Source organism: Nocardia sp. NPDC059691, assembly GCF_042733915.1.
Classification (GTDB): domain Bacteria; phylum Actinomycetota; class Actinomycetes; order Mycobacteriales; family Mycobacteriaceae; genus Nocardia; species Nocardia sichangensis.
In genome coordinates this window covers 34,197-49,097 of sequence record NZ_JBHWFB010000001.1, presented here as the reverse complement: position 1 = coordinate 49,097, position 14,901 = coordinate 34,197, and the positions used below count along the sequence as shown (strand labels likewise).

The window sequence follows — 14,901 nt, the reverse complement described above, 5'->3', positions numbered from 1 at the left end:
CGGCTAATCGACGTCGTCGTCGCGCATCTCGTTGACGCGCAACAGGCCGTCGCGGTGGCGCTGCTCGCGGTAGGCGGTGCGGCCGATCAGGTGGGCGATCACCGGGGCGGTCAGCAGGGTGAACAGCCCGACCAGCACCAGCATCCAGACGTTGCCGTGTCCGCCCAGCTGGATCGCGGCGCCCGCCAGCACCAGGATCAGCCCGATGACCTGTGGCTTGGTGGCGGCGTGCATCCGGGTCAGCGTGTCGGGAAAGCGCACGATCCCGATCGCCGCCGTGAGCGCCAGCGTCGAGCCGAACAGGATCAGGGTGCCCGCGAGCACGTGCCAGAGGCTCATGTGTCGTCCCGCACTCGGAATCGGGACACCGCGGCCGAGCCGAGGAACCCGACCAGCGCCAGCGCGACGATCGCGGGTACCACGGTGGTGTCGGCGCTGTAGGCCGCCCAGACGGCCAGCCCGGAGGCGGCGATGGCGATCAGCGAGTCGATGCCGACCACCCGGTCCAGCGTGCTCGGCCCCATGACGACGCGATACGTGGTGATCAGTGCCGCCGCGGTCAGGATGACGGCGGCGAGGACGGCGACGACGGTCACGATGTCACCTCCGGGGGAGAGGGCGGCCGGGAGTGCGGCCATCCGGTCGGGCGTTCGAACGTTTCGATCAGCAGGCGTTCCAGCCGCCGGGTGGTCCGGAAGAACTTGTCGACCGCCGCATCGCTGCCGACGTCGAGAACGTGCACGTAGACGACGCAGCGCCTACGGTCGATCTCCAGCACCATGGTGCCGGGGATCAGGTTGAGCAGGTCGGCCCACAGCACCAGCACCAGATCCGATCTCGTGCCGGAGTACACGCGCAGCACGCCCGACACCGGGGTCTGCTTCGGGCGGATCGCGAGCCAGGCGACCTGAAGACTCGACTCCAGCGCGTAATACGCGCTCGCCACGATCAGTTCGGGCAGGGGAAACGGGTTCAGCCGCCCGGACACCGGCACGCGCGGCAGCGGCAGCGCCACCATGATCAGCGCGGCGACCGCCAGCCCGCCCAGTACATTCGCGAGGCTCAGATCGCCCCACAGGGCCAGCCAGACCACGGTGAGCCATACGAGGATGCCGACGCGGACGGTCGTGTCGCGCCCCCGGCCCCGCTCGGCGCTCATCGTGGGCTCCCCGGCGATTCGCCCAGCACCGCACCGATGTACACGCCGGGATCGCGCAGGTCCACCGCGGCGCGGTCGGCGATCGTGAGGATCGGCCCCGCCAGCACCGTCAGGCACAGCCCCACCGTCACCAGCGCCGCGGTGGACAGCACCATCAGCGGCGGCATGCGGCCGGGATCGGTGCGCTCGTCGTAGTGCACGTCGGTCGCTTCCTCGATCAGCGTCGGCGGCCTGGCCGCGGTGAGATGGCCCTCCGGCGCGTCCTCGCGGGGCCGCCAGAACGCTTTGCTCCATACCCTGGCGACGGTGTAGAGCGTGAGCAGGCTGGTGAGCACGGCGCCGCCGACCAGCACCCAGGCCAGCACGCTGCCGCGTTCGGCGCCCGCCCGCAACAGCGCGACCTTGCCGATGAACCCGGAGAACGGCGGTATCCCACCGAGATTCAGCGCCGGGACGAGGAACAGCACGGCCAGCAGCGGGCTGGCCGCGGCGAGCCCGCCCAGCCTGCGCAGCGAGGTGGATCCGGCTTGCCGCTCGATCAGTCCCGCCACCAGGAACAGCGTGGTCTGCACCAGAATGTGGTGCGCCACGTAGAACACCGCGCCCGACAGCCCGGCCGCGTTGGCGAGGCCGACGCCGAACACCATGTATCCGATGTGACTGACCAGCGTGAACGACAGCAGACGGCGGATGTCGCTCTGTGCGATGGCGCCGAGGATGCCGATGAGCATGGTGAGCAGGCCCGCCACCAGCAGCACCGAGTCGAAGCCGCCGTCGGGGAACAGCAGCGAGTGGGTCCGGATGATCGCGTACACGCCGACTTTGGTGAGCAGACCGGCGAACACGGCGGTGACCGGCGCCGGGGCGGTCGGATAGGAGTCGGGCAGCCAGTTCGACAGCGGGAAGACCGCCGCCTTGATACCGAACGCCACCAGCAGCACCGCGAAGATCGCCGTGCGCGTGCCTTCCGGCACGGCGCCGAACCGGACCGCGAGCTGGGCGAGATTCAGCGTTCCGGTGGCCGCGTAGGTGAGCCCGATGCCGGCGAGGAAGATCAGCGACGAGACCGACGAGACCATCACGTAGGCCACGCCCGCGCGGATGCGTTCGGTGGTCGCGCCTACGGTGAGCAGCACGAACGACGCCGCGAGCAGGATCTCGAAGCCGACGAAGAGGTTGAACAGGTCACCGGCCAGGAACGCGGCCGAAACACCGGCGGTGAGCACCAGATACGTGGGCCGGTAGATCGAGGTGGGCTGCCGCTCGTCGCCGTCGCGGATGTTCTGGCCCGCGCCGTAGAGGTTGACCGACAGCAGCACGATGGACGAGACCAGCAGCATCGCCGCCGACAGCCGGTCCACCACCAGCGTGATGCCGATCGGCGCTGCCCAGTCGCCCACCTGCAACGCGGTGGTGCCGTCCCGGTCGACCAGGAAAAGCAGCAACCCGCAGATCACCACGACAGCGGTGAGCGCCCCGACGCTGACCGCGCTCTGGATGCGCGGCCTGCGGCCGAAGACGAGCGTGGCCGCCGCGCCGAGCAGGGGGACGAGCACCGGCAGCGGCGTGAGAACCGGCAGCAGGCCGGGCGAGAGGTTCACGTCTCCGGGTCCTCTCCGGCGCGACGCCGGGCGACATCCACGTCCTCTTGGTCGTTGGCGACGTCGTCGCTGGTGGTGAGCATGTAGGCGCGGTAGGCGAGGGCGAGCACGAATGCCGCGATGCCCATGGTGATCACGATGGCGGTGAGCACCATCGCCTGGGCGAGCGGGTCGGCCATCTCCTCGGTGTCGGCCGTGCCGCGGATGGGCGGTTTGCCGCGACCGCCGCCCGCGGTGAGGATCAGCAGGTTCACCGCGTTGCCGAACAGGATCAGCCCGAGCAGCATCTTCGACACGGCGCGTTCCAGGAGCAGGTATACCCCGCACGCGACGAGGATGCCGATCACCACCAATAGGGTCAGATTCGCGGTCACGTCGCGGAACCTCCGTTCGCCGAGGGGGTATCGGCGTCGGCCAGCTCGCTGTCCAGGCGCGCGCCGAGACTGCGCAGCACGTCCAGCACCAGGCCGACCACGATGAGGTAGACGCCGAGATCGAACAGCAGCGCGGTGACCACCTTGACGTGCCCGATCACCGGCAGCGAAACCTCGATGATCGCCGAGGACAGCGGCGGCGCGCCGAGCAGCAGCGACGAGACGGCAGTGCCCGCGGCCAAGGTGAGGCCGGCGCCGAGGATATGGCCCGCGTCGACGGGCAGCGCCTCACCCAATTCGTAGCGGCCGCCCGCGAGGTACCGCAGGGTCAGCGCGAGCCCAGCGGTGAGCCCGCCCGCGAACCCGCCGCCGGGCGCGTTGTGGCCGGAGAAGAAGAAGTAGACCGACAGCACCATGATGGTCGGGAACACCAGCCGCGTGGTGATCTGCAGGACCATCGAGCGTTGGGCCCGGGCCACCAATCGGCCCGCGGGCAGCCAGCTGACCAGCTCCGGATCGTAGTCGGGAGAGTCCGTCGCGCGCGGCGCGCTGCCGAAGCGCCTGCTGCGGAACACCAAAGAGGCCACCCCCGTCGCGGCGACGACGAGCACCGAGATCTCACCGAGGGTGTCCCACGCCCGCAGGTCGACGAGCAGGACGTTGACGGCGTTCTTCCCCCCGCCGAATTCGTAGGCGGCATCGGGAATTCTGAGCCAGACGGGTTCGGCGGTGCGGGCCGCCACGGCGAACCCGGCCAGGACCGCGACCACCGTCCCGGTCCCGACGGCCAGGACCGCTCTGCGCAGCTTGAACGCGGCCGTCCGGCTCGGCTCGATCGTCGCGGGGAAAGCGCGCAGCACCAGCACGAAGATGACCAGCGTGAGCGTCTCCACCAGGAATTGGGTCAGCGCGAGGTCGGGCGCGCCGTGCAGCGCGAAGATCACGCCGCTGCCGTATCCGGTCACCCCGACGACCAGCACGCTCGCGAGCCGGTTGCGCAGCACCGTCGCGGCGAGCGCGCTCACCGCCATGATCGCGCCGATGGCCGCTTGCAGCGGCGAGTCCCACAACCGCAGCGTGACTCCGGTGCGGGTGCCGAGGGCGAGCAGGACGGTCGGCAGGACGATGAGCGTGACCAGGATCGCGGCTTGGCTCAGCGGCAGCGACCCGCGCTGCACCGCGCCGGTCATCCGCAGCGAGAGGGTGTCCATCGCGCGCAGCGTGGCGTCGTAGGCGCGGTCGGCGTTGCCGAGGCGCGGGTGCGCCGATTCGGCGAAGCGGCCGCGCAGCCGCCACAACACGACGCCGACCGCGACGATCAACAGTGTCGACGCGAGCGCGGCATCGAAACCGTGCCACAGCGCCAGATGCGAAAACGGAACGGCGGCCAGCGTTTCGGCGTAGGGGCGCAATCGTGCGTCGAGCCAGGACGGGGCGAGACCGGCCGCGAGGCTCGCGACGGCGAGGATCACCGGTGCCGCGAGGAACAAAGCACCCGGCGGATGCCAGCGGAGACGACGCTCGGCTTCCGGCTGATCTTCGGCGACGGGTACTTCGCTCGGGTGGTGGGCGACGGGCGTGGCGCCTGCCGCGGGTTCCGGCTCGCGGTCCTTGTCCGCGAAAGCGCCCCAGACGAACCTGATGCTGTAGCCGACGGTCAGCATCGACCCGAGCACCACTCCGGTGAACACCGCGCCGCGTACGGGCGCGGTGAGCACGTCCGCGTCCAGTACGGCGTTCAGCGCGCTTTCTTTGCCGACGAAGCCGAGCAGCGGCGGTATGCCCGCCATGCTGAGCGCGGCCAGGACCGCGGTGGCGCACAGCACGGGAGCCCGACGGCCGAGCCCGGACAAGCGGCGCAGATCGCGCGTGCCCGCACCGTGGTCGATGATCCCGACCACCAGGAACAGGCACGCCTTGAACAGCGCGTGCGCGACGACCAGCGCGACTCCGGCCAGCGCGGCATCGGGTGTGCCGATGCCGACCAGCACGATCAGGAATCCCAGCTGGCTCACCGTGCCGAAGGCCAGCACCAGTTTCAGATCCACCACCTGGAGCGAGCGCAGCCCGGCCAGCAGCATCGAGGCGAGGCCGAGGGTCAGCACCAGCGGATGCCACACGGGGTTCTGCGCGAACGCCGGTGCCAGGCGCGCGATCAGGTACACGCCGGCTTTCACCATCGCCGCGGCATGCAGGTACGCGCTCACCGGGGTCGGTGCGGCCATCGCGCCGGGCAGCCAGAAATGCAAGGGCACCACGGCGGATTTGGTGAGCGCGCCCACCAGGATCAGGGCCACCGCGACATTCACCGCGGTCCCGCTCGGGTTGGTCCCGGAAAGGAGATCCGACAGCAGATAGCTGCCGTTCACGGTGCCGAGCACGACGATGCCCGTCAGCATCGCCAGCCCACCCGCTCCGGTCACCAGCAGCGCCTGGATCGCGGCCCTTCGGCTGGCCGCCTGCTCGGCGTTGTGACCGATCAGCAAGAACGACAGCACCGTTGTCGCTTCCCAGAACACATAGAGCAGGAGCATGTTGTCGCTGGTGACCAGCCCGAACATGGCGCCGGCGAACGCGACCAGCTCGGCGGCGAACACCCCGAGCCGCGGCTCGTCGTCCTCGAAGTACCGGGCGCAGTAGATCAGCACCAGCGCCCCGATGCCCAGTACGAGCGCGCACAATACCGCCGCGAGGGTGTCGAAGCGCAGATCGATGTTCAGGGCGATGCTCGGCGCCCAGGTCAGCCGAACTCGCTGCGGCTCGGACCAATTCGCGATCACCCAGGCGAAGCCGCCGAGCGGGACCACAGCCAGTAGAAAGAATGCGTTGCGCCCCAGTGCCCGCACCCACAGCGGAGCCACCAGGGCGGCCGCGGCATGAGCGAGCAGGATTGCGAGCAAACTTCACTCCGTCGGGTAGGGGCGGCGGGGTGTCCGGCACAAGCCTACGGAAAGCGTGCTTTTTCCGTGGAAGGGCTGAGTATGGTGTCCGTCATCCGCCCGAACCGAAGCTATATGTCCGCTAATGATTCGCTCTCTGGTTGCCCATTTGGTTGCGGCCTACTGCGTGGCCGTAATTTACGCAGCATGACGAGCCCGACGGCGCTGCCGATGACGATGGCGAGCGCGGTGCCGCCCGGGGTCGCGTCGTGCGCCGCCACGTCCTCGCGCCAGTCCTTGACGCGGTCCGGCATCACCGAGACCGCCGACGGCAGATACAGCGCGCTGAGCGCGAGTACGCCGCTGGGCGCGTAGTGCGGCCGCGCGGTGCCGCAGCAGTACCCCGCCGTCAACGCGATGACCCCGCTGATCACCGCGAACGCGACGGTGCTCGCGGATGTCGAGGTGACGAGGGCGAATACCGAGATGCCCGTCAACAGCAGGATGGCGAGAGCGGTCGACGGGATCCTGACGCCGATGACGAGTCCGGCCGCGGTCAGCGCGATGAGCACCGTGGAGGTCCAGCCGGGCCGCACCGCGTAACCCACGGCGTCGACCGCCGCGGTCAGGCTCACGGCCAGGTACACACCGGTGCCGTCGCGGCCGGGCAGCAGCATGGCGGCCGCGGTCGCGCTGACGATCGTCGCCGCGACGACGATGACGATCTCGACCGCGTGACTCTCCCCCGGCAGTTTGCTGTACTGCCTGCCCAGCCATTCGGTGCCGGCCAGGACCACCAGCGCGAGCACCATGGCGGCGAGGATCGGCGTCACCGGCAGCGCGATCGCCATGTGCGGCTCCTTCGCGTCCTCGGTTCGCTTCCAGTTGTGCAAGGTGCTGATCATCAGCAGGACCAAGCTCACGCCGATCATCCAGCGCGTCGGGGTCTCCAGGACCGCGTACGGATCCGCGTTGATGTTCAGCAGGCCGGCGAGATCGCCGAAACCGAAGAAGCCGACGCCGCCCACCGCGAACGCCGCGGCGGGCAAGGGTCTGCGCAGCACCACCGCGCCGAGCCCGCCGAGCAGCACGGCGGCGCAGATCGAGTCGATGTAGTTCTGCGTGGTCAGTATCTCGGCCGTGGCCACGTGGCGTCCGGTGAAGTGGTTGATCAGCTGCGCCAGCGCGGCGGCGGTGGCCGTCGCCCACCCGGTCAGCGGTCGCGAGGTGGTGGCGACCAGCACGGCGACCGCCACGGCGACGATCACGCCCAGCGCCGCGCTGCGCGGCACGCTGTTGAGCAGCCCGGCGATCCGGTACGACGTGGCTTGCCCCTGTGTGTTGACGGTGACCGGCAGGAACAGCGTCACGCCCGCGACCGCGGCTCCGGTGAAGGCCGTGGTCGCGTCGACAATGTCGCCGACCCTGCGCACGGTTGTCGAACATACCCGTGGTGGTGACGTGATCTTGTGATTGCCGACGATTCGCCCGAAAATGTCTCCGGTGCGAAAAAGGCAACAAGAGCCGGATTGCCGGAGATTGTCCGAATCGGGTCGAGTGTGATCTACCCGCGGCTGTCGGCGTAGCGGCGCAGTGTGTCGATCTGCGACGGATCCAGCGAGGGCCGCACCACCGTCTTGGCGGCCAGCACATCGGCGGCGGTGACGTCGGCCGCGTGTACGTCCCGGCGCATCGCCGCGAGCGCGGACTCGCGCAGCAGCGCGGCGCAGTCGGCGGCGGAGTAGCCGTCCAGTTCCTCCGCGAGCGCGTCGAGGTCGACATCGTCGGCCAGCGGCACCGCGCGGCCCGCGGTGCGCAGGATCTCCCGGCGGGCGGCGGCGTCCGGCGGCGGCACGAACACCAGCCGTTCGAGCCTGCCCGGGCGCAGCAGCGCCGGATCGATCAGCTCCGGCCGGTTGGTCGCGCCCAGCACCACCACGTCGCGCAGCGGCTCCACGCCGTCGAGTTCGGTGAGCAGCGCCGCGACCACCCGATCGCCCACGCCCGCGTCGGCGCTCTGGCCGCGGCGCGGGGCCAGCGCGTCCACCTCATCGAGGAAGATCAGCGAGGGTGCGGAATCCCGGGCCCGCTGGAATAATTCGCGCACCGCGCGCTCCGACGAGCCGACCCACCGGTCCAGCAGTTCGGCGCCCTTGACCGCGTGCACGCTGAGCTGACCGGTACCGGCCAGCGCGCGCACCAGGAAGGTCTTGCCGCAGCCGGGCGGGCCGTAGAGCAGCACCCCGCGCGGCGGCTCGATGCCGAGGCGGGCGAAGGAGTCCGGGTGCTTCAGCGGCCACAGCACCGCCTCGGTGAGCGCCTGCTTGGTTTCCGCCATATCGCCGACGTCATCGAGGCTCAGGCTGCCGATGGCGAGTTCCTCCATGCCCGAGCGTGACAGCGGCCGGATGACCTCGAGCGCGCCGAGCAGGTCGGATTGGGTGAGTTGCGGCTCGCCGTGCTCTCTGGCCCGCGACGCCGCACGCAACGCCGCCTCCCGGCACAGCGCCGCCAGATCGGACACCACGAATCCGGGTGTGCGCGAGGCGATCTCGTCGAGTTCCAGCTCCGCGGTCGGCACCCGGCGCAGCAGGTACTCCAGCAGCGCCTTGCGCACGCCCGCGGTGGGCAACGGCAGCGCGAGTTCGCGATCGCACAGGTCGGGGGCGCGCAGGCGCTGGTCGACGCCTGCCGGGTGCGCGGTGGTCGCCAGGAACGCGACGCAGGGACCCGCGATCGCGGCGCGCAGCTGGTCGAGGATGAGTGTGGCGACGGGTTCGGGGTCGGCGGGCAGCAGCGCGTCGATGTCGGTGATCAGCAGGACGCCGCCCCTGCCGCAGCCGATATCGGCCACCGCCTCGGCGACCTCGCGCAGCCGCGCACCGCTCTCGGCCGCGCCGATGCTGGGGCCGTCCAGCTCCACCAGTCGCCGCGATCCCGCGACCGCACGTGCCAGCGTGGCTTTGCCGACGCCGGCCGGGCCGGTGATCAGCACGCCGAGATGAGGTCGTGCGCCCAGCGTGCGCAACAGCTCGGGCTCGTCCAACGCCAGGCTGAGCCACTCCTCGAGCTTCGCGGCCTGGCTGCGCCCGCCCGCCAGGACTTCGACCGAGACGCTCTGCATGTCGACGGCCGCCGTGGCCCGGACCATCGCGGCGCCGTTGTTACCCGCGGCCGTGTCGAACGCGGCGGCTTCGGTGGCGGCCCGCGAGGCCTCGCCCACCGGGATCGGGGTTCCGGCCCAGGCCAGATCGGCGGCGTCCCGCGCGGCGACCGCGCCCGCGCCCCAGCTCACCGCGGTATTCGGTTGCACGCTCACCGGCCCGCGCGGATCGGTGCCGGTGACGGTGAGCAATTCCGTGGTCCAGGCGATGCCGAAGGTGCGCGACAGTGCCTGGGTGGCCGCCGTGGAGCTGATGTCGGGGCCGAGATCGCGCGGCAGCAGGGAGACCGCGTCACCGACGGTGACGACCTTCCCCAGCAGCGCCTGCCGCAGTGTCGCGGCCGGGATCGTGCGGGTGGCGTGCACCGAACCGCTCACCGTGATCTGTTTCGCGCCGTAGACGGTCGCGGGGGAGACCACCACCGTCGCATCCTCGCGCAGCCCGGCGTTGGACAGCGTGACGTCATCGAGCAGGGCTACCCCGGCGGGCGTGCCCTGGCGCGCGACGCCGACCACCGCGGCCGTGCGCCGGGAGCCGACCAGCATGATTCCGTCCCATTCCCGCAACCCCAGCGCGGTCAGCGCCTCCGGATGCAGCCGGACCACCCCGCGCCGGGCATCGGCGGCCGAAGGGTTCAGACGGGCGGTGAGTGCCAGTTCTGCCACTGTGCCATTCTGCCGCGCGGCCCCGCGTTCGGTCACGGTCCGCCGTCCGGGAATGGTGGACGACGACGCTTTCGGCTATTTCTTGACGAGTCCAGCGGCGGTCGCGACCGACTTGTCGGCGACGCTCGGCGCCAGGCACACCAGTTTGGCCGTGCCGAGCGCGACGTTCGGGCTGCCGTCGAACGGGCCGCCCGGGTTCTCCGCCAGGATCTGCTCGATCAGGACCTTCTCTTCGTCGGTGTCGAGCTTGCGGAACTCACCGCAGGTGGTGCTCGACGCCGGACCGAGCGCGGGGTCGCGCTGCTTCGTCGTGGTGGGGGCGTCCGTATCCGCCGGGCCGCTCGGTGTCGCGGTGCCGGGAGCGGTCGTCGTGCGGGCGGCCGAGGCGGCCGCGGTCACGGAGCCCTGGCGCAATCCGTTCGCGTCGGTGGACTCGTCCCCTCCGCCGCAGCCTGCCAGCAGGAAACCCACCGTCCCGGCGATCAGGACGATGGCGGAAGTTCGTTTCATACCGATGCTTTCCCGGGTGGATCGTGGCGCCGGAGGCCCCGGCGTCGGCAGCAGCGTACCGGTTCCGGCGGCATCAGTGGATGTGTGCCTGCCAATCCCCGGGAACCCGCTCGCGCGGGCCGGGGACGCCCTGATCGGCGGGATGACTGTGCGGTGGCGCCAATTCCGGTCCGCCGCTGAACATCTCTTCGGTTTCGAAGTTGTAGTACCAGTCCTCACCCGGCTCGAAGCTCTGGATGAACGGGTGACCGGTGCTCTTGGCGTGCGCGGTGGCGTGCTGCGCGGGGGAGGTGTCACAGCAGCCGATATGCCCGCACTGGGCGCACCGGCGCAGATGCACCCACCAGCCGGAGTGCTGCTCGCACTCCGCGCAACCCGGCCCACTGGGCGGTACCGCGGGATCGATGCCCGCGAGCTGCTCGGTCATGACTGTCCTTCCGTGTCGGTTCCGGCTCGATCCTGTTCTGGGCGGTGCAGCGGCAGCCAGACGGTGAACTTGGTGTCGCCCGGCTCCGATTCCACCCTGATGTCGCCGTTGTGTTTCTTGACCACGATGCGGAACGAGATATCCAGCCCCAGTCCGGTGCCCTCGCCCATCGGCTTGGTGGTGAAGAACGGCTCGAAGACCCGGTTGCGGGCCTCCGGCGCGATGCCAGGCCCGGTGTCGCCGATCTCCACGACCGCGCAGTCGTTCTCTTTCCTGGTGCGAATGGTCAGCGTGCCCTCACCGTTCATCGCGTACACCGCGTTGTCGATGAGATTGGTCCACACCTGGTTGAGTTCGGCCGCGTAGCACGGCACTTCCGGCAGCGTCCGGTCGTACTCCTTGACCACGTGCACGCCGTCGCCGATCTTGCGGCTGAGCATCACCAAGGTGCTGTCCAGCAGCTCGTGGATGTCGACCACCTGGAACGGGGCGCGGTCCATCTGCGAGTACTGCTTCGCGGCGCCCACCAGCGCGGAGATGCGCGTCGTCGAGTCGGCGATCTCGTTCATCAGCAGCTCGGTCTCGATGGTGTAGTTCAACCAGCGGATGGCCCCTTGGAACACCTGCTCCGGCGAGCCGTCCAGGGTGGCGGCCACCCGCTCCAGCCAGTCGGTGTCGAACCCGGCCTGCACGAAGTTCGGCGCGAGGTTCCAGCCGTCGGCGATCCCGTGGTCCTCCAGCCATTCGCCGAGCACGTCCTCGCGATCGGCGGCTTCCAGCGGCGTCAGCTCCGGCGCCTTCGCGACCTGGGCGGCGGCCTCCTCCTGCAGGCGCACCAAGGAACCCAAGGACGACGGATCGAACTTGCCCTCCGCCATCATGGCGAGCTTGTGCCGCATGCCCGCGACCCGCTCGCGCAGGCCCGCGGTGGCGCGCACCGCGGCGGCGGCCGGGTTGTTGAGCTCGTGGGTGAGGCCGGCCGACAGCGAACCCAGCGCGAGCAGTCGTTCGCGCTCACCGATGCGCGCGTTGGTGTTGCGGTTGCCGAAGAACACCCCTTCGAGCAGGTGCACGGCCATCGGGAACCACTCGTGCATCATCCGGGCGAAGATCTCGGCGTCCAGCACGAAGAACCGCGCCGGCCGCGTCACCTGCATCGTCCCGCTGTAGGTCTGGTCGACCTTGTCGCCGATGTAGGACATCCAAGCGCCCGCGTAGGCGCCGTGATGCTCGGTGCGTACCAATTCGATCTCCGCGCCGCCGGACTGCTTGGTGAGGATCAGCTCGCCATCCATCAACACGTAGAAACAGGTGGCCGGTTCGCCTTCGCGGAAGACGACACCGGGTTCGATCGTCTCGATCCGGCCGTCGGCGCACAGCCATTCCAGCTGCTCGTCGTTCAGCTTCTCGAACAGGAACAAGGTGCGCAGCTCGGCGGGGTCGCACACCGACCTGCTGCTGCGGTCCGCGGTCTGGTTCGAAGTCATCTGCGGCCTCCTGGTTACGCGAGATAGCGGTGCACGAGCATGACGGCCATGGCGCCCTCGCCGACGGCGGAGGCGACGCGCTTGGCCGACTCGGCGTGCACGTCGCCCGCCACGAAGACGCCGGGCACGCTGGTTTCGAGGTGATGCGGTGGCCGGGATAGCTCCCAGCCCGCGGGGCGCGCGCTCTCGACCATCAGGTCGGGCCCGGCGAGCACGTAACCTGCGTCGTCACGGATGACGACGCCGTCGAGCCAATCGGTCTGCGGCGCCGCGCCGATGAACAGGAACAGCCGCTCCGCGTCGGCCTTCTCCTCCGCGCCGGACTTGTTGTTGCGCAGCACGATCTGCTGGAGGTGATCGTCACCGTCGGCGGCGATCACCTCGGTGTTGGTGTGCACCTCGATGTTCGCGATCTGCGCGATCTGCTGGATGAGGTAGTGCGACATGGACTGTTCCAGCGAATCGGCCCGGACCACCAGGTGCACGGTGCGCGCGTTGCGGGACAGGAACACTGCGGCCTGACCGGCGGAGTTCGCCCCGCCGACGATGTAGACCTCGTGATCGGCGCACTCGGACGCTTCGGTCATCGCCGATCCGTAGTAGACGCCGCGCCCGGTGAAGTCGTCGACGCCCGGCGCCGGGTGGCGGCGGTAGTCGACGCCGGTCGCGATGATCACGGTGTGCGCGCACAGTCTGCCGCCGTCGGCGAACCGCACGGTGCGCGCGGACCCGTTCACCTCCAGCCCCACCACCTCGCGCGTGGTGATCACTTCGGCGCCGAATTTCGCCGCCTGCCGCCGGGCCCGGTCGGCCAGCTGCGCCCCGGACAAGCCGTCGGGGAAGCCGAGATAGTTCTCGATGCGCGAACTCTGCCCCGCTTGGCCGCCGGTGGCGGTCCGCTCCACGAGCACGGTGCGCAGACCCTCGGACGCGCCGTAGACCGCCGCACCTAGACCGGCGGGACCGCCGCCCACCACGATCAGGTCGTAGAACTCGCCCGCCGGGTCGACGGTCAGGCCGACGTTCTGGGCCAGTTCGCTGTCGGTGGGCTGCACGAGCGCGTCGCCCGCGGAAGTGATCACCACCGGACAGCGCTCCGGGTCGGCGCCCGCCGCTTCCAGCAGGCGCGCGCCCTCGGGCTCGTCGGCCAGGTACCACCGGTAGGGGAGCTGGTTGCGGGCGAGGAATTCCCGCACCTGCGACGACCGCGGCGACCAGCGATTGCCGACCACCTTGGTCTCGGTGACGGGCCGATGCTCGCTGCTGCGCCAGGCGTCGAGCAGCCCGTCGAGCACGGGATAGAGCTTCTCCTCCGGCGGGTCCCACGGTTTGAGCAGATAGTGGTCGAGGTCGATGACGTTGATCGCGTCGATCGCGGCATTGGTGTCGGCGTAGGCGGTCAGCAGCACGCGGCGCGCGTAGGGGTGCAGGTCCATCGCCTGCTCGAGGAATTCGATGCCGTCCATGCCCGGCATCCGATAGTCGGCGATCAACACGGCGACCGGCTGCCCGCGCAGCTTCATCTCACGCAGCGCGTCCAGGGCCTGCGGACCCGATTCCGCGCGCAGAATCCGGTAATCGGCGCCGTAGCGGCGGCGCAGGTCGCGGACGACCGCCCGGGAGACGCCCGGGTCGTCGTCGACGCTCAGGATGGCCGGTTTCGTGGCAGCGGGTGAAGTCACCTGTCGAGTATGGAGCCTCGCGGCGCGGTCTGTCGTGGGCGTTCGCCGAGGGCTCAGAGCCGATGGTGCAAGACGAAATCGAGCTCACGCGGGGTGAGCAGACGCTCCAGACGTTCTTCCTGCGCGGCCCCGCGAACACTACGTGGCGGAAAGACCGACGCGCCGTGCGCTTTTCGTCCGTCCACCGGCTCGATGGCGGGAAGCAGCGGAACCGGGTCCGCCGGTCGACGATGGAGCAGGGAGCGCAGTTTCACGGCCGATCACCTCACGTTGGGACGCCGAAATGTTGGAGGCGGTGTCTGTGCTTCATGTATCTGTTATTGTGCGCCGATCATTACACCGGCCGGTGCGCGAGTAGCGAAAATGTGACGCAACTGTCGGCGCGTTTAAAATGTGCGCGACTCGTCACATCGCGTTCGGACGGATGGTCGTCGGTCCGTCGCTCGTATCCCGGAGGCAGCGTTGCCGAAAAATCTCGAAGCCAGCATCGACATCTCCGCGCCCCCGGAGCAGGTGTGGGCGGTGATCTCCGATCTGAAGCGGATGCGGGAGTTCAGTCCGCAGTGCGTGCGCATGGTGCCGCTCGGCTCGCTCGCGGCGGGCACCTGGACGTTGAACCTCAATCGCGACGGCAAGAAATTCTGGCCGACCACGTCCCGCATCGTGCGGTTCGAGCCGAACCAGGCGTTCGCGTTCCGGATCACCGAGAACCGGACGGTGTGGAGCTACACCTTGGAGCCGACCGAGTCCGGCACGCGGCTGATCGAGCGGCGGGACGTGCCCAACGGAACCACCTGGTTCTCCCGCAAGGCGATCGAGGCCGCGCTCGGCGGCGAGATCCCGTTCGAGGAGGCGTTGGTGCGCGGCATGAACGAGACGCTGGGCAAGGTCAAGGCGGCGGTCGAAGCCGGCGCCTGAGCGCGGTGCTCGCCGCGGCCGGTGCACGAGATGTC

At 69.8% G+C, this 14,901-nt stretch carries 14 protein-coding genes; 1 reads left to right on the top strand and 13 read right to left on the bottom strand.

What is annotated here, in order from left to right; all coding sequences use genetic code 11:
• Nucleotides 1-3 precede the first annotated feature (3 nt).
• From mnhG to ACFV2O_RS00195, 13 genes are all read right to left on the bottom strand, one after another.
• Nucleotides 4-339 carry a monovalent cation/H(+) antiporter subunit G gene (gene mnhG / locus ACFV2O_RS00255; RefSeq protein ID WP_379249043.1) on the bottom strand — a complete coding sequence of 112 codons (336 nt, stop codon included), beginning with the start codon at nucleotides 337-339 and terminating at the stop codon, nucleotides 4-6.
• A complete protein-coding gene (locus tag ACFV2O_RS00250) occupies nucleotides 336-596 on the bottom strand; it encodes a monovalent cation/H+ antiporter complex subunit F (RefSeq protein ID WP_356962749.1) in 261 nt (86 codons plus the stop codon). Before ACFV2O_RS00250 ends, mnhG begins: the two co-directional genes overlap by 4 nt.
• On the bottom strand, nucleotides 593-1,159 hold the full coding sequence (locus ACFV2O_RS00245) for a Na+/H+ antiporter subunit E (RefSeq protein WP_379249041.1): 567 nt from the start codon (nucleotides 1,157-1,159) through the stop codon (nucleotides 593-595). Before ACFV2O_RS00245 ends, ACFV2O_RS00250 begins: the two co-directional genes overlap by 4 nt.
• Complete coding sequence (locus tag ACFV2O_RS00240; protein WP_379249039.1) at nucleotides 1,156-2,760, bottom strand: Na+/H+ antiporter subunit D; 1,605 nt, start codon at nucleotides 2,758-2,760, stop codon at nucleotides 1,156-1,158. The genes ACFV2O_RS00245 and ACFV2O_RS00240 overlap by 4 nt, the downstream gene beginning before the upstream one ends.
• Complete coding sequence (locus ACFV2O_RS00235; RefSeq protein WP_364424538.1) at nucleotides 2,757-3,134, bottom strand: Na(+)/H(+) antiporter subunit C; 378 nt, start codon at nucleotides 3,132-3,134, stop codon at nucleotides 2,757-2,759. Before ACFV2O_RS00235 ends, ACFV2O_RS00240 begins: the two co-directional genes overlap by 4 nt.
• Nucleotides 3,131-6,034, bottom strand: a complete 2,904-nt coding sequence (locus tag ACFV2O_RS00230; RefSeq protein ID WP_379249037.1) for a Na+/H+ antiporter subunit A — start codon at nucleotides 6,032-6,034, stop codon at nucleotides 3,131-3,133. The genes ACFV2O_RS00235 and ACFV2O_RS00230 overlap by 4 nt, the downstream gene beginning before the upstream one ends.
• Nucleotides 6,035-6,144: 110 nt before the next feature.
• Nucleotides 6,145-7,446, bottom strand: a complete 1,302-nt coding sequence (locus tag ACFV2O_RS00225) for a hypothetical protein (RefSeq protein WP_379249035.1) — start codon at nucleotides 7,444-7,446, stop codon at nucleotides 6,145-6,147.
• A gap of 131 nt (nucleotides 7,447-7,577) precedes the next feature.
• Nucleotides 7,578-9,842: an AAA family ATPase gene (locus tag ACFV2O_RS00220; protein ID WP_379249033.1), complete on the bottom strand. Its 2,265-nt coding sequence runs from the start codon at nucleotides 9,840-9,842 to the stop codon at nucleotides 7,578-7,580.
• A gap of 75 nt (nucleotides 9,843-9,917) precedes the next feature.
• Nucleotides 9,918-10,352 (bottom strand): hypothetical protein, encoded by a 435-nt coding sequence (locus ACFV2O_RS00215; protein WP_379249031.1) that lies wholly within the window; start codon nucleotides 10,350-10,352, stop codon nucleotides 9,918-9,920.
• 73 nt (nucleotides 10,353-10,425) lie between these two features.
• Nucleotides 10,426-10,779 carry a UBP-type zinc finger domain-containing protein gene (locus ACFV2O_RS00210; protein WP_379249029.1) on the bottom strand — a complete coding sequence of 118 codons (354 nt, stop codon included), beginning with the start codon at nucleotides 10,777-10,779 and terminating at the stop codon, nucleotides 10,426-10,428.
• Nucleotides 10,776-12,266 carry an ATP-binding protein gene (locus ACFV2O_RS00205; RefSeq protein ID WP_379249027.1) on the bottom strand — a complete coding sequence of 497 codons (1,491 nt, stop codon included), beginning with the start codon at nucleotides 12,264-12,266 and terminating at the stop codon, nucleotides 10,776-10,778. The genes ACFV2O_RS00210 and ACFV2O_RS00205 overlap by 4 nt, the downstream gene beginning before the upstream one ends.
• Nucleotides 12,267-12,280: 14 nt before the next feature.
• The gene (locus tag ACFV2O_RS00200; protein ID WP_379249025.1) at nucleotides 12,281-13,948 is read right to left on the bottom strand and encodes an FAD-dependent oxidoreductase; all 1,668 of its coding nucleotides are present in this window, start codon (nucleotides 13,946-13,948) and stop codon (nucleotides 12,281-12,283) included.
• Nucleotides 13,949-14,001: 53 nt separating this feature from the next.
• On the bottom strand, nucleotides 14,002-14,202 hold the full coding sequence (locus ACFV2O_RS00195) for a hypothetical protein (RefSeq protein WP_355071685.1): 201 nt from the start codon (nucleotides 14,200-14,202) through the stop codon (nucleotides 14,002-14,004).
• Nucleotides 14,203-14,410: 208 nt separating this feature from the next.
• Between ACFV2O_RS00195 and ACFV2O_RS00190 the strand changes: the two genes are divergently transcribed.
• The gene (locus ACFV2O_RS00190) at nucleotides 14,411-14,866 is read left to right on the top strand and encodes an SRPBCC family protein (protein WP_356962737.1); all 456 of its coding nucleotides are present in this window, start codon (nucleotides 14,411-14,413) and stop codon (nucleotides 14,864-14,866) included.
• Nucleotides 14,867-14,901: the final 35 nt, after the last annotated feature.

Bases quoted from the DNA above. Each gene is read 5' to 3' on its own strand.
- mnhG (WP_379249043.1), bottom strand. From the start codon at position 339: ATGAGCCTCTGGCACGTGCTCGCGGGCACCCTGATCCTGTTCGGCTCG.
- ACFV2O_RS00245 (WP_379249041.1), bottom strand. From the start codon at position 1,159: ATGAGCGCCGAGCGGGGCCGGGGGCGCGACACGACCGTCCGCGTCGGC.
- ACFV2O_RS00215 (WP_379249031.1), bottom strand. From the start codon at position 10,352: ATGAAACGAACTTCCGCCATCGTCCTGATCGCCGGGACGGTGGGTTTC.
- ACFV2O_RS00210 (WP_379249029.1), bottom strand. From the start codon at position 10,779: ATGACCGAGCAGCTCGCGGGCATCGATCCCGCGGTACCGCCCAGTGGG.
- ACFV2O_RS00205 (WP_379249027.1), bottom strand. From the start codon at position 12,266: ATGACTTCGAACCAGACCGCGGACCGCAGCAGCAGGTCGGTGTGCGAC.